Annotated in this window: 8 protein-coding genes; 2 read left to right on the top strand and 6 right to left on the bottom strand. The window is 60.1% G+C overall.

Annotated elements, in window-relative coordinates; all coding sequences use genetic code 11:
• Positions 1-17 precede the first annotated feature (17 nt).
• A complete protein-coding gene (locus BLR16_RS07590; protein WP_003431621.1) occupies positions 18-1010 on the bottom strand; it encodes a helix-turn-helix transcriptional regulator in 993 nt (330 codons plus the stop codon).
• Between the two features lie 138 nt (positions 1011-1148).
• A complete protein-coding gene (locus BLR16_RS07585) occupies positions 1149-4913 on the bottom strand; it encodes a sensor domain-containing protein (protein WP_371123824.1) in 3765 nt (1254 codons plus the stop codon).
• Positions 4914-5368: 455 nt separating this feature from the next.
• Here BLR16_RS07585 and ettA point away from each other — a divergent pair, with 455 nt between their 5' ends.
• Positions 5369-7033 carry an energy-dependent translational throttle protein EttA gene (gene ettA, locus BLR16_RS07580; protein WP_003368689.1) on the top strand — a complete coding sequence of 555 codons (1665 nt, stop codon included), beginning with the start codon at positions 5369-5371 and terminating at the stop codon, positions 7031-7033.
• Positions 7034-7093: 60 nt separating this feature from the next.
• On the opposite strand, the gene BLR16_RS07575 is transcribed toward ettA, so the two are convergent.
• The 4 genes from BLR16_RS07575 to BLR16_RS07560 form a co-directional block, all read right to left on the bottom strand.
• Positions 7094-7591, bottom strand: coding sequence for a GreA/GreB family elongation factor (locus BLR16_RS07575; protein WP_003368688.1), 498 nt, complete (start codon positions 7589-7591; stop codon positions 7094-7096).
• A 73-nt stretch (positions 7592-7664) separates the two neighbouring features.
• Positions 7665-8018: a lipoprotein gene (locus BLR16_RS07570; protein ID WP_003368687.1), complete on the bottom strand. Its 354-nt coding sequence runs from the start codon at positions 8016-8018 to the stop codon at positions 7665-7667.
• Positions 8019-8150: 132 nt separating this feature from the next.
• Positions 8151-10004 (bottom strand): Lnb N-terminal periplasmic domain-containing protein, encoded by a 1854-nt coding sequence (locus BLR16_RS07565; protein ID WP_074805175.1) that lies wholly within the window; start codon positions 10002-10004, stop codon positions 8151-8153.
• A gap of 62 nt (positions 10005-10066) precedes the next feature.
• Complete coding sequence (locus BLR16_RS07560) at positions 10067-10555, bottom strand: DUF3015 domain-containing protein (protein WP_002555221.1); 489 nt, start codon at positions 10553-10555, stop codon at positions 10067-10069.
• A 276-nt stretch (positions 10556-10831) separates the two neighbouring features.
• Between BLR16_RS07560 and BLR16_RS07555 the strand changes: the two genes are divergently transcribed.
• The gene (locus BLR16_RS07555; protein WP_003368685.1) at positions 10832-13267 is read left to right on the top strand and encodes a Lon protease family protein; all 2436 of its coding nucleotides are present in this window, start codon (positions 10832-10834) and stop codon (positions 13265-13267) included.
• Positions 13268-13400 lie beyond the last annotated feature (133 nt).

Here is a 13400-nt window from a genome sequence, read left to right as displayed (position 1 = left end):
GGTAGAGCGCGTTGGCGTCAGCCGTCAGTCAAATGCAGTAACTGGGCGATCTGCGCTTTACGGGTGACACCGAGCTTGTTGTAGATCTTTCTCAAGTGGTGCCGGACGGTGCAGGGTGACACACCGATGTTGCGCGCGACTTCCTTGTACGTCTGTCCGACCGCAAAGCCTCGGGCAACCTGAAGCTCGCGCGTGCTTAACAGTTCCAGACTGCTGCGTCGCCGCGCCGTCAATAGAACGAGGTCGCCCACCGGCTGCGACGTGATGTGCAGGTTATGACTCGAATAGCCCTCTTGAGGGTTGCACTGTCGGGGTAGACGATTGGACGGTCTGTCGGGCCATTCCGAGCCCAGCATCGACGAGAACGCAGGCTCCATGGAAAGCAGCACGCCGTAACGATCGCTCACCGCCATGGCGGTCTCATCGTAGGCGCCCTGAGTTTCCCGCAGAGTCGTTAGCGTACGCAGATAACTGGCCTGTTCAGCGGCGATCAGATGCGGCATCAGCCACTCGATCAGGCGTTTGTCCAGGGGCGAGAAGGGCGTGTGGCCAGCCGAGCGAAACAGTGTCAGATGCACGCCCTGCTGGGTGTGAGGGTCGGTCAGGACAATGCCCAGCGCGAAGCAAAGATCGTATTGGCGACCGAGGTCGGCAAGCGCAGGAGGTGCATCCGCTGCCGTGCAGTGAATGACCTGACAGACGCCCTGGGTCTGATGCATTTTGCCGACGCTGGCGTCCGAGGTCTTGAGTTGCTCCCACTCGGCGGCGTAACCGTTGGGCAGGCCCAGCAAAAAGGAACTGTGCTCGACGGGCCAGTTGTCACGCCAGGTAGATCTTCCCCACCAGGCCTTGTCGAACTGCACCAGTGCGCGCACCCGTTCAAGCGCCTGTTGATGGAATGTAGAGATCGACGCGCTGCTGACCTCGGTCTGAAGCTCGAGAATCACCTTGTTCAAGGCTTCGACGACCTGACAGGAAACACTGTCCAGGGACGTTGTATCGCTGATCATGCTACCCCCTTGTGTTCTTTGTTATGGGTAGAGCGCTCGCTGTCATTGACGCTGTGCGAGGCATTGGCTCAAGTCTACTCATATTCAAGGGTTCGGCTATCGTTCAAATGGACGATGGCCGGGTCGCAAGGCTCGCCCTCAATCCAGCATGAACAGCGCATCATTGCTGAATTGCGCTTCGAACTGGGCGGGGGGCATCGGGCGGCCGAACAGGTAGCCCTGGACTTCGTCGCAGTCGTGTTCGCGAAGAAACTCCAGTTGCTCATGGGTCTCCACGCCTTCAGCGATCACCGAGAGGTTCAGGCTGTGCGCCATGGCGATGATGGCGCGGGCGATCTGGGCGTCCTGCTCGCCGGATGGCAGGCCATCGACAAAGGTGCGGTCGATCTTCAGCACGTCGATCGGGAACTGTTTGAGGTAGTTCAGCGACGAGTAGCCGGTGCCGAAGTCATCGACAGCGATGCTCAGGCCGAGGTTCTTGAGGCCGTCGAGTATCTGCATGGCCTCGTTGACCTCACGCATCAGGATGCTTTCGGTCAGTTCCAGCTCCAGGCAGGCGGGTGACAGGCCGGTCTGTTCGAGTATGTGGGCGATGCGCTTGCCGAGCTGGCCGTCCGAGAACTGCCGTGCCGAGATGTTGACCGACACCTTGGGCACGCGAACCCTTGCCTGATGCCAGTGTTTGAGTTGGCGGCAGGCTTCGGCCAGGACCCAATCGCCGACCTCTACGACCAGCCCGAGCTCTTCGAGCACCGGGATGAAGTCGTTGGGCGGCACCAGCCCGCGGCGTGGATGGCGCCAGCGCAGCAGGGCTTCCGCGCCTGTCAGGCGTTTGCCGTCGCCGCTGAACTGCGGTTGGTAGAAGAGGGTGAACTCCTTCTGCTCCAGGGCGTGGCGCAAGTCGCTTTCCAGCTCCAGACGCTCCAGCGCGGTGGCGTTCATGTCCGCCTGATAGAACTGGAAGTTGTTCTTGCCACGCTCTTTGGCGTGATACATCGCCGTGTCGGCGTTCTTCATCAACTGGCTCAGTTCCTTGCCGTCCTGCGGGCTGAGGGCGATGCCGATACTGGCGGTCACAAAGAACTCGCGGCCTTCCAGCACGAACGGTGTGATCAGGCTGGTCAGAATGCGTTCGGCAACGTGAATGGCGCGGCTCAGCGCGGCTTCACGGGTTTCATCCGGTTCCAGCAGCAGGGTGAATTCATCCCCGCCCATGCGGGCCACGGTGTCATCCACCGACACACAGGCAAGCAGCCGCGTGGCCATTTCCTGCAGCATCCGGTCGCCAGCGGCATGGCCCAGGGAATCGTTGATCGGTTTGAAACGGTCGAGGTCGAGGAACATCAGCACGACCCAGGCCTGCTGGCGCTCGGCGTGCTGCAGCGCCGAGTGCAGACGATCCTGGAACAGGGTGCGGTTGGGCAGATGAGTCAGCGCGTCGTAGTAGGCCAGGCGGTGGATACGGTCCTCGCTGGCCTTACGCTCGCTGATATCGCTGAAGAAGCACACGTAGCTGGCCAGATCGCCTTCATCGTCGAGGACCGCGGTAATGCCGACCCAGGCCGGATAGTGTTCGCCGTTACGCCGCTTGAGCCGGATTTCACCTTCCCACGTGCCTTGTCCGTTCAGTTGCCTGAGGATATGGCGCAGACGGGTTTCCTGTTCGGCTTCCACGGTGAGCATGCCCGGCAACTGATCGAGCACCTGAGCCACTTCATAGCCGCTGACGCGGGTAAAGGCCTCGTTGGCCTGCACGATATAGCCGGCGGGGTCGGTAATCAGGATGGCGGATGTGGAATGCTCGAATACCGTGGCAGCCATGCGCAGGTCTTTCTCGGCCCGACGCTGCTGACTGATGTCGCGGCCTACCCCGAAGATGCCTTCAAAGTTGCCGTTTTCGCCCCACACCAGGACCACGCGCAGCTCCACCGGAATCTTGCGACCGTCGGCACGCAGGCAGTCGAACAGAAACATTCTGGTGGTGACTTCTTCGCGCAGCCTGGCGAGTTCCTGAGGTTTGTCGAGGACCTTGTCGATGCGGCCCATGAGCGCATCAAAACCGACTGTTTGCTGGGGGTTGGCAATGGCGGCGGACCAGCCGTTCTGCAGGATCCACTCGGCGCTGTAGCCCAACGCACGTTCTACCGAAGGGCTGACGTAGTTGACTGCCAACCGGCCGTCGGTAGAGAAAATCACATCACTGATGCTTTCGGCCAGCATGCGGTAACGCTGTTCGCTGTCACGCAGCGACTGGCTGGACGCGACCTGTTCGGTAATGTCCTTGGCAATGCCGATGATACGCGTGACCCGGTCTTCTTCGTCCCAGGCCAGTGCCTGCTCGCGAATGTCGAAGGACCGCCAGTTGCTCTCGCGGTCCCGAAAGCGCAACACGCGTTGCAGTAATTCATTGTGCCCGTGGTGACGCTGGCGCAGGCGCATGTCCTGATAGTTTCGGGCGTCGTCGGGGTGCAGCAGGACTTCCCAGAAGAACTCGCCCATGGCGTGCAGTTCTGACTTGCTGTAACCCAGCGTATAGCCAAAGTGGTGGTTGCTGTAGATCACCCGCTGGCTGAGCACATCCTGAACGTACAAATGGTCCGGTACGGTTCGTACCACGTCGGACCAGAAGCTCTCGCGGTCCAGCAACGACAGCTCGACCTGTTTGCGGCTGGTGATATCGCCAATACTGAGAATCACCGCATCGAAGTCACTGCGTGTCTCGGGCAGGCGCATGACCAGCCACAGGTGCTGGTCATGACCACCCGTACGGGTCAGGCAGATTTCCAGTTCCAGTCGTGGCTGCCCGGAAAGCACCGCCTGGATGATCGGAATGCCGACGCCCGGACGCGAGCGCGACTCGCCCTCGATCAACGGTTGCCATGCCTGTTCGCGGTGCTCGATGTCCAGCAGGCTCAGGGCGACTTCATTGAGTTCGCTGATGCGCAATTGCTGCAAAAGGCGTTTCAGAGCGGCTGGCTGGCTTTTGAGCAGGCGCTCGAAGTCCTCGCCGGTGCTGACCTCGAGTGCTTCAAGTTGCTCCTGAAGGCCGGACATGTCCATGACACAGATGGCGACGCCCGCGCCCTCGAAGATATCCCGATAGCGGCGTCGGCTCTGCAGCATCTGGCGCTGGCGCCTGCGCAGGCTCATCAGCGCGATCAGCGGCAGGATCGACAGCAGCAGGCCGATCAGGCACTTGCCGATCAGTGGCGCGAGCAGTTCGCTGCGCGCCTTGTAGGTGTCGAACAGCCCCCGCAGTTGCCAGTCACTATTGCTCAGTGGTTGAAGCAGAATGGTATCGGACAGGCCACTCTCCGCTTCGTTGGCGGGCACCGGTTCATGGAGAATGACCCGCTGCGTCTTGCGCTGTTCAAGACGCCACAGGTGCTGAAAGTCCTGCGCCGGCTGGCTGGCAAGTTCCTTCAAGGCTTCGGGGGCCACGCGCAATGCCCAGTAATCGCCGCTCACGCCGTTGCCCAGGCGAATCAGTATATAAATCTGGTTGCCGTCTTCCGAGCCGGTATAGAAGTAGGGGCGACCTCGCGCCTGTTTCATGGCTTGTTCAAGAAACTCACTGTCGCGCGAGGCCTCGGCGCTGTCACTGACAATTTCACCCTCCCGGTTCAGGCGAGCGACGCTGCGCAGCGCGGGCAGGGCAGTGCGCAGGTTCACCAGCGTGGTCGACTGCTCCAGTCGCTCTCCGGCGGATAGCGCCTCGTCCAGCAGGTTCATGGCGATCTGCGCCTTGAGCGCCATGTTCAGACTCATCCGGTCGGACAGTTGGACGCTGTACTCCAGACTGCGCTGACGCTGACGTTCCTGGGTCTGGTGGAACTGCTCGATCAGTTGCCAGAGCAACAGGGCAAGCACCACCAGAACCAGGCCCGCCAGCATGCCTTTCACTGACCCACGCAAAGGCCTGGTCGCACTGTCTGGAGCGACACTGGATGACGACAGAGGCGTTAAAGTGGGCAAATCGCTGTTCCTGACTGCTGGACTGAAGCAGTGGTGCTTTATGTAAAATAGGCGGGTCGCTCAAAGAGGGCGGCTAGCATGCCTTTAGTTGTGGCAAAGTGCCAGCCCCATTGGGCCGTATCGTTTGCCCTGCACGACGCATTCGGGTAGCTTTGCGCAACGCGTGGTATCCACCGACTCCTGCATGAGTGACTCCACTTTTTGCAATATCGATCAGGCTTTATATTTGCCAGCACTGCCCCGACAGGTTTACCACTGAGTTTATTCAAGGCTCGGAACGGTCTCGCGGCAAGTCTCAAGGACAAATAAAAGCTTTTTTCCGGCCGGAGCTTTAAGCTCGTTACCCAAATCGGTCCTCATTACAGACGCTAGGTTTTCATTTCATGGCTCAATACGTCTACACCATGCATCGGCTGAGCAAAGTTGTGCCGCCGAAGCGTGAAATCCTGAAAAACATCTCTCTGTCATTCTTTCCCGGTGCCAAGATCGGTGTGCTGGGCCTCAACGGTTCGGGTAAATCCACGCTGTTGAAAATCATGGCGGGTGTCGACACCGAGTTTGATGGCGAAGCGCGTCCGATGCCGGAGCTCAATGTGGGTTATCTGCCGCAAGAGCCACAACTTGACCCGAACAAGACGGTCCGTGAGGTCGTGGAAGAGGCGGTCAGCGTGATCAAGGACGCACAGGCGCGTCTCGATCAGGTCTACGCCGAGTACGCCGAGCCGGACGCTGATTTCGACAAGCTGGCGGCCGAGCAGGCCAAGCTCGAAGCCATCCTGCAGGCCAGCGATGGCCATAACCTGGAGCGCCAGCTGGAAGTCGCCGCCGATGCGCTGCGTCTACCGGCCTGGGATGCGAAGGTTTCGGTCCTTTCCGGTGGTGAGAAGCGCCGTGTCGCGCTGTGCCGCCTGCTGCTCTCCGCCCCGGACATGCTGCTGCTCGACGAACCGACCAACCACCTGGATGCCGACTCTGTCGCCTGGCTGGAGCACTTCCTCCACGACTTCCCGGGAACTGTGGTTGCGATCACGCACGACCGTTACTTCCTGGACAACGTGGCTGGCTGGATTCTGGAACTCGACCGCGGCGCGGGCATTCCTTACGAAGGCAACTATTCCGGCTGGCTTGAAGCCAAGTCCGACCGTCTGGCGCAGGAATCCAAGCAGCAGACTGCTCACGAAAAGGCCATGAAAGACGAGCTGGAGTGGGTTCGCAAGGGTGCCAAGGCGCGTCAGTCCAAATCCAAGGCGCGTCTGCAACGCTTCGAAGAGATGCAGTCGCAGGAGTTCCAGAAGCGCAGCGAGACCAACGAGATCTACATCCCGGCCGGTCCGCGCCTGGGCGACAAGGTTATCGAGTTCAAGAACGTCACCAAGGGCTATGGCGACCGCGTGCTGATCGACAACCTGTCGTTCTCCATGCCCAAAGGCGCCATCGTTGGCGTGATCGGCGGTAACGGTGCCGGTAAGTCGACCCTGTTCCGCATGCTGATGGGCAAGGAGCAGCCGGATTCGGGCAGCATCGAAGTCGGTGAAACCGTACAACTGGCCTGCGTGGACCAGAGCCGTGATGACCTGGACGGCAGCAAGTCGGTATTCCAGGCGGTATCCGACGGTTCCGATGTGATCCGTATCGGTAACTATGAGATTCCGTCGCGCACCTACGTCGGTCGCTTCAACTTCAAGGGCGGCGATCAGCAGAAGTTCGTCAAGGACCTGTCCGGTGGTGAGCGTGGTCGTCTGCACCTGGCGCTGACCCTGAAAGAGGGCGGCAACGTGCTGCTGCTCGACGAACCGTCCAACGACCTCGACGTGGAAACCCTGCGTTCACTGGAAGAAGCGCTGCTGGACTTCCCGGGCGCTGCCATTGTGATCTCTCACGATCGGTGGTTCCTTGACCGTGTAGCCACGCACATCCTGGCGTACGAAGACGATTCGCAAGCGATCTTCTTTGAAGGTAACTACACCGAGTATGAAGCGGATCGCAAGAAGCGTCTGGGCGAAGCCGCTGCTCAGCCGCATCGTGTGCGTCACAAAAAGCTGGCCTGATCAGCGCTCAGGCACGCGCCGCTCCTTGCAAGGAGCGGCGCTGCCGTTGGCTGGCCTGACTCACGCGTCAGGTTCGATCAGCAGCACTTCAATCGATTGATCGCCCGCCGGGCGCTGCCACAACACTTCATCGCCTTTCTGCGCACCGATCAGGGCGCGGCCCAGTGGCGATCCCCAATTGATCAGCCCGTTGGCTGCATCGGCCTGATCCTCTCCGACCAGATGCACGCGCTGCTGGTTATCCTGTTCATCCGCGAACGTCACCCAGCTGCCGATCTGCACCTTTTCGGTCGACACAGCCGGGGCGACGACCTGCGCGCTTTGCAGGCGCTGATTGAAGTAACGCAGGTCGCGTTCCAGGTCGGCCAGTCGCTGCTTGTCCGCCGCTTCGCCCAACGCGGTTTGCGCGCTGTGCTGCGCCTGCAGGCTATTGACGTGTTTCTTCAACAAGGTCAGGCCTTCGGCCGTGACGTAGTTGATCTGTGTACTGACCAGCCGCTCGACCGGTTGCTCGGCCTCGGCGGCAGCGTTGTCTTCGTTTACGAATGCGCGGCTCATGAAGAGTCCTCCCTAATAGGCTTTGGGCCACAGCAGGACATCATTGGTTTCGTCGGATTGCACCGATGCCTGATCAGTTGGGACGATAGGCCTTGGCCGCGCTGCGGGTTTTTTCCTGCTCCCAGGCACGGTCACGCTCATTGAAGACCTGGCCGGGGTCGAGCCGGTCGCGATTGTCCTGCGAGGTTTCGCACTGACGAAAGCCATCGGTCCAGCCCTGGGCGTAGAGCTTGTCCTTCAGATAGCGGGGCACGTTTTTGCGAAATTGGCCGGTAGTGGCGCCTGCTGCGTCCCTGCCGCTGCTGCAACCGTCCTGATAGCCGTCTGCAAAACCCGGCGGATAACCCTCGGCCAGCATCTGGTCACGGGTGGACTGACAACCCGCCAGCACGATGGCCAGCGACAACAACAGCCAATACCGCTTCATGGTGATTCCCTCTGCTTATGAGAGGAGTCTAGAAGGTAATTTGTGAGTTATTCGTAAAAGCGATGTAGGGAACGTGTAATAGCAGTGTGCCGGTTTTTTCCAGGCACACTGCCGACATTGACACTGCTCCGGTCAATAGTGATACCACTTCACCTCAAGCATCACCTCGTTCTGCGGCGAGCTCATCTGGCTGAATTCGCGCTGGGCGCTCAGGCGCAGACCAAGGTTGCGCGACAGCTCCCATTGCTGGTTGAGACTGACGCTGCGGCGCACTTCGCCATTGGTGAAATAGTCGCCCTTGGCTTCCAGGCTCAGGTTGCCCAGCGGGTTGCGCCACAGCACGCCGGTGTTGAAGCCTGCGGCGGGAGAGATGAATTCGGCGAAATCGTTATTGTGCTCGACTCGCACGGTGCCCAGTGCAAAGCCGAGCATATCGTCGGCCAGCTGCCAGGTGCCGCCGCCACCACCGTTGACGTGGCTGACGAGGTTTTCGTCGCCGTGCTTGCCGAGAACCCGCTCCAGCCCCCCGGTGACTTGCCATGACCAGGGTTTCAGCAGTTCGGTGCGCGGGGTCAGTGAGCGAATGGTGGCCAGGTCCAGTTGTTGCACCTGCCAGTCATTGCCTTCGTATTGACGCACTTTGAGCTGAAGAATCTCGATCTGCGCACCCAGCGGGAAACCGTAGGCATTGTCGTTCAGGTCGTGATAGGCCATACGCAGACCATATTCAGCGAACGCCTTGTCACCGCGTGTGCCCGCCCCCAACTGCCAGGTACGTGATTCATGGCCTTCTTCCGGCAGGCCGGGGCGCGGGATGTCCAGCTGTGGCGGCGGGTTCTGATTGATCGCCTGCAACAGCTCGAAGCTGCGTTGTGAGCGTTGTGTATCGCGCTCAAGACCGTTGGCGCGATAGCGCTCCAGACGATAGGCAGCGTCCTGAATCAACGCGCGGCGTTCTTTGGGCTGCGCGAGGTACTCGCTGTTGTGCAGTTGTTTCTGATCGGCGCTGACCTTCAATACCCACTGTTGCTCGTCTGCATCGAGCGGTTCGGCGCGGCTCAGCAACTCGCGTTCGCGTGACGGGCGATAGTCGATCTTCTCCACCAGCCCGGCGGCCTTGATCGCCTTGACCGTATCGGTCGGGATCGCGGTCAGGCCAAACTGATCGGTAAGCTTCAGGCCCGGTCGGGCGACCTGCAGCAATTCCAGCAGCCGGTAGGAGCAGTTTTCGTCGAAGAAGAAATAACTGAAACGGATCTGTTTCAGCTCCCAGACATGCTCGACCATGCGCCCGGTTTCTTCCGCAGTCAGGTTCAGGCGGTATTCCCACAGGTCACGGTTTTCCAGGCTGCGGTATTCCGACAGTTTTTCCTGATACGGCACCAGCGCAAACAACCCCGGGTAGCCGCCTGCCAGACCTTTCCACGCGTACAGAATGCTGTTGTCCATGCCTTCGATATAGGCACCGAAGTTGATCGCGTAGCTCAGCAAGGTGGTGTTATTGGTTTTCGCGCTGGCCGGATCGATGCGCAACAGCGTATGGCCAAACATCGACGAGGGGCTGTTGAGGTAGGCGGCCGGGAAAATCAGCACTGTGCTGTCCGGGGCCACATCCTTGTACCAGGCCTTGAATTCCTTACAGTCCGGCGTCGGCAGGTCAGTCAGGTGCAACTGGTGACGCAGCCAGCGGGTGCGTGCCGGGTATACGCACTGGGCGTGAGTCTGTTCGTTGCTGACCGGTGCGTAAATAGCGTCGAGTGTCGCGCTCAGCTCTGCCTGCGGGTCGTGTGCACCGTTGGCGGCGAGAAAGAATTTCGGGTCTGTGACATAGCTGCGCCAGCCACCGAGCTTGCCGGCTTCGTAGTGACCCAGGGAAATCCAGAACGGCTCATTGGCCAATTGCTGCAAACGGTCAGCGCTGGCATGAGGTGCCGCAGACAAGGGGGCACAGACGAACAGCGCCAGCGATACAAGACGTTTGAGCATAGAGGGCAACTAGTCAGAAAAGGGGATCCCGCCCTTTGCGAAGAAAGGGCGGGCGAACGACTTTAAGCCTGGGTAGCGTACTTGGCCAGAGTCGGATCGTTTTTCAGAACATTGACGGTGTTGGTGTGAACGTCTTCGGCAGTGGCGTCGGCCTTGCTGAAGATTTGCGAGAAGTGCTCGTGAGTGACGGCGGCAAAGTGCTCGCGGTCTTCTGGTGCAACGCCCAGTACCACAGCGTAGGTAGTCAGTGCTTCGCCCTGACCCATGGCCATGTCTTTGGAGAGTTCATCCATCATGCCGTTCATGGCAAGCCAGGATTTACCGCCATAAGTCAGCGCGCCGTTGGTCGAGCAGCCGTTGGTGCCGGAGGTCATGCCGAAGGTGGCGTTACCCGATGTACCGTTGGTGGTCGAAGCGAGGAAGTGAGCTGGAGTACCGCGTTGGCCTTCAAACAGCATGTTGCCCCAACCGCAGTCAGGACCGCCTGGTGCTTGAGCCATAGCGTTGATCGATACAGCGGCGAAGAGCGTTCCAAGAAGAATCCGTTTCATAGCTTTTTCTCTTTTTAGTTCAGCCAAGGGTCGAGTTTCTTGAGTTGTCACATCAAGACAGATGGTTAGCCAGCAGCCACCTGTGCAGTTTGGAGTTTAGGCAGGTTCCAAGGGTTCCGTGAGGGATTACAGATTATTACTTGAAAACGGCTTTTTTCAGAACGCGGCGGGTGACGCTACACACGCAAATGCTTTTCGGCTCTTTCCTGCCTTGCAAGTCGTGCACAGCGAGCGCCAGAATGCCGACATCTGCCCCGCCTGATGTAAGGATTACTGATGCCCGATTCTGTCGCAGCCAACCTACGCCTGGCGCCCAACGCGCTGACCCGTCCGTTTTCCGCTGAGCAGTTCAGCTTTGCGACCACCCACGAGCTCGAACCCTTTCGCGGTGTCCTTGGCCAGGAGAGAGCCGTAGAGGCCCTGCAGTTCGGCGTTGCGATGCCGCGCCCCGGTTACAACGTGTTTGTCATGGGCGAGCCCGGCACCGGGCGCTTTTCGTTCGTAAAACGCTATCTCAAGGCCGAAGGCAAACGGATGCAGACGCCGTCGGACTGGGTCTACGTCAACAACTTCGACGAGCCCCGCGAGCCAAAGGCGCTGGAGCTGCCGCCTGGCACTGCCCATGAGTTCACCGCCGACATCGGTGGCCTGATCGACAACCTGCTGGTGACCTTCCCGGCGGTTTTCGAGCACCCGTCGTATCAGCAGAAGAAAAGCTCGATCGACCGTGCGTTCAATCAGCGCTATGACCGCGCCCTGGACGTCATCGAGCGCCTGTCGCTGGAAAAGGACATCGCGCTGTATCGCGACAGCTCCAACATCGCGTTCACGCCGATGGCCGATGGCAAGGCGCTGGATGAGGCCGAGTTTTCCCAGTTGCCCGAAGCGGATCGCGAGCGCTTCCACGAAGATATCTCCGCGCTCGAGGAGCGTCTCAACGAAGAACTGGCCAGCCTGCCGCAGTGGAAGCGCGAGTCCAACAATCAGCTGCGTCAGTTGAATGAAGAGACCATCACCCTGACCCTGCAGCCCTTGCTGGCACCGCTTTCTGAAAAGTACGCCGAGAACGCTGCGGTCTGCGCCTACCTGCAGGCCATGCAGGTTTACCTGCTCAAGACTCTGGTCGAGCAGTTGGTCGATGACGCCAAGACCGACGCTCAGGCGCGCAAGCTGCTGGAAGAGCAATACAGCCCGAGTCTGGTGGTCGGGCATACTCGTGATGGCGGTGCGCCGGTGGTTTTCGAACAGCACCCCACCTACGACAACCTGTTCGGGCGCATCGAATACAGCACCGATCAGGGCGCGCTGTACACCACGTACCGGCAACTGCGCCCCGGCGCGCTGCATCGTGCCAACGGCGGTTTCCTGATTCTGGAAGCCGAGAAAATGCTGGGCGAGCCGTTCGTCTGGGATGCGCTCAAGCGTACCCTGCAATCGCGCAAGCTGAAGATGGAGTCGCCGCTGGGCGAGCTCGGCCGCGTTGCAACCGTGAGCCTGACGCCGCAGGTGATCCCGTGGAACGTCAAAATCATCATCATCGGTTCCCGCTCGCTGTATTACACCCTGCAAGACCTCGATCCTGACTTCCAGGAGATGTTCCGGGTGCTGGTCGACTTTGACGAAGAGATTCCGATGGTCGACGAGACGCTCGAGCAATTCGCTCAGCTACTCAAGACCCGGACCTCGGAAGAGGGCATGGCGCCGCTGACCGCCGATGCGGTGGCACGACTGGCGACTTACAGCGCCCGTTTGGCCGAGCACCAAGGGCGTTTGTCGGCGCGTATCGGTGATCTGTTCCAATTGGTCAGCGAGGCCGATTTCATCCGCCAGCTGGCCAACGACGACAAGACCGACGCCGGGCATATCGAACGTGCGCTCAAGGCCAAGGCCACCCGTACCGGGCGGGTCTCGGCGCGGATTCTCGATGACATGATGGCTGGTGTGATTCTGATCGACACTGACGGCGCGGCAGTCGGCAAATGCAACGGCCTGACGGTGCTGGAGGTCGGCGACTCGGCCTTCGGCGTGCCCGCGCGCATTTCCGCCACGGTGTACCCGGGCGGCAGCGGGATTGTCGACATCGAGCGCGAGGTCAATCTTGGCCAGCCGATCCACTCCAAGGGCGTGATGATCCTCACCGGCTACCTTGGCAGCCGTTATGCCCAGGAATTTCCGCTGGCGATTTCCGCGAGTATCGCGCTCGAGCAGTCCTACGGTTACGTGGATGGCGACAGTGCGTCGCTTGGCGAGGTCTGCACGCTGATCTCGGCGCTGTCACGCACGCCACTCAAGCAGTGCTTCGCGATTACCGGTTCCATCAACCAGTTTGGTGAAGTTCAGGCGGTGGGCGGGGTCAATGAAAAGATCGAGGGCTTCTTCCGTCTCTGCGAAGCACGTGGGCTGACTGGCGAGCAGGGCGCGATCATCCCGCACGCCAACGTCACCACGCTGATGCTTGACGAGCGCGTGGTGCAGGCTGTTCGTGCCGGGCAATTCCACATCTATGCCGTACGTCAGGCCGATGAGGCGCTGAGCTTGCTGGTGGGCGAACCTGCCGGTGCGCCTGACGAGCATGGCGAATTCCCTGAGGGCAGCGTCAATGCACGCGTCGTGGAGCGTCTGCGCGATATCGCAGAGATGCTCAGTGATGAAGACCTCAAGGAAGAGCTGGAAAAGGAGCCTGCGCAGTTGCAGCCTGAACTCAAGGTCTGACAGCGCAGGAGCCGGGCGGTGAGGGCCGCCCGTTGCTCCGTTCATCAGGGATAGTTTCTCGCAGAGCGGTTTTCTTCTAGTCTTGAGGTGATCGCAGTGGCCAAAGAGATTGGCGTAAATCCTGTTTTACGAG

Source organism: Pseudomonas sp. BS3767 (assembly GCF_900099665.1).
Taxonomy (GTDB): Bacteria; Pseudomonadota; Gammaproteobacteria; order Pseudomonadales; family Pseudomonadaceae; genus Aquipseudomonas; species Aquipseudomonas cerasi.
This window is presented reverse-complemented; position numbering and strand designations above follow the sequence as displayed.

Coding starts and splice junctions, on each gene's coding strand:
- BLR16_RS07590 (WP_003431621.1), bottom strand. CDS start 1,010: ATGATCAGCGATACAACGTCCCTGGACAGTGTTTCCTGTCAGGTCGTC.
- ettA (WP_003368689.1), top strand. CDS start 5,369: ATGGCTCAATACGTCTACACCATGCATCGGCTGAGCAAAGTTGTGCCG.
- BLR16_RS07575 (WP_003368688.1), bottom strand. CDS start 7,591: ATGAGCCGCGCATTCGTAAACGAAGACAACGCTGCCGCCGAGGCCGAG.
- BLR16_RS07570 (WP_003368687.1), bottom strand. CDS start 8,018: ATGAAGCGGTATTGGCTGTTGTTGTCGCTGGCCATCGTGCTGGCGGGT.
- BLR16_RS07565 (WP_074805175.1), bottom strand. CDS start 10,004: ATGCTCAAACGTCTTGTATCGCTGGCGCTGTTCGTCTGTGCCCCCTTG.
- BLR16_RS07560 (WP_002555221.1), bottom strand. CDS start 10,555: ATGAAACGGATTCTTCTTGGAACGCTCTTCGCCGCTGTATCGATCAAC.
- BLR16_RS07555 (WP_003368685.1), top strand. CDS start 10,832: ATGCCCGATTCTGTCGCAGCCAACCTACGCCTGGCGCCCAACGCGCTG.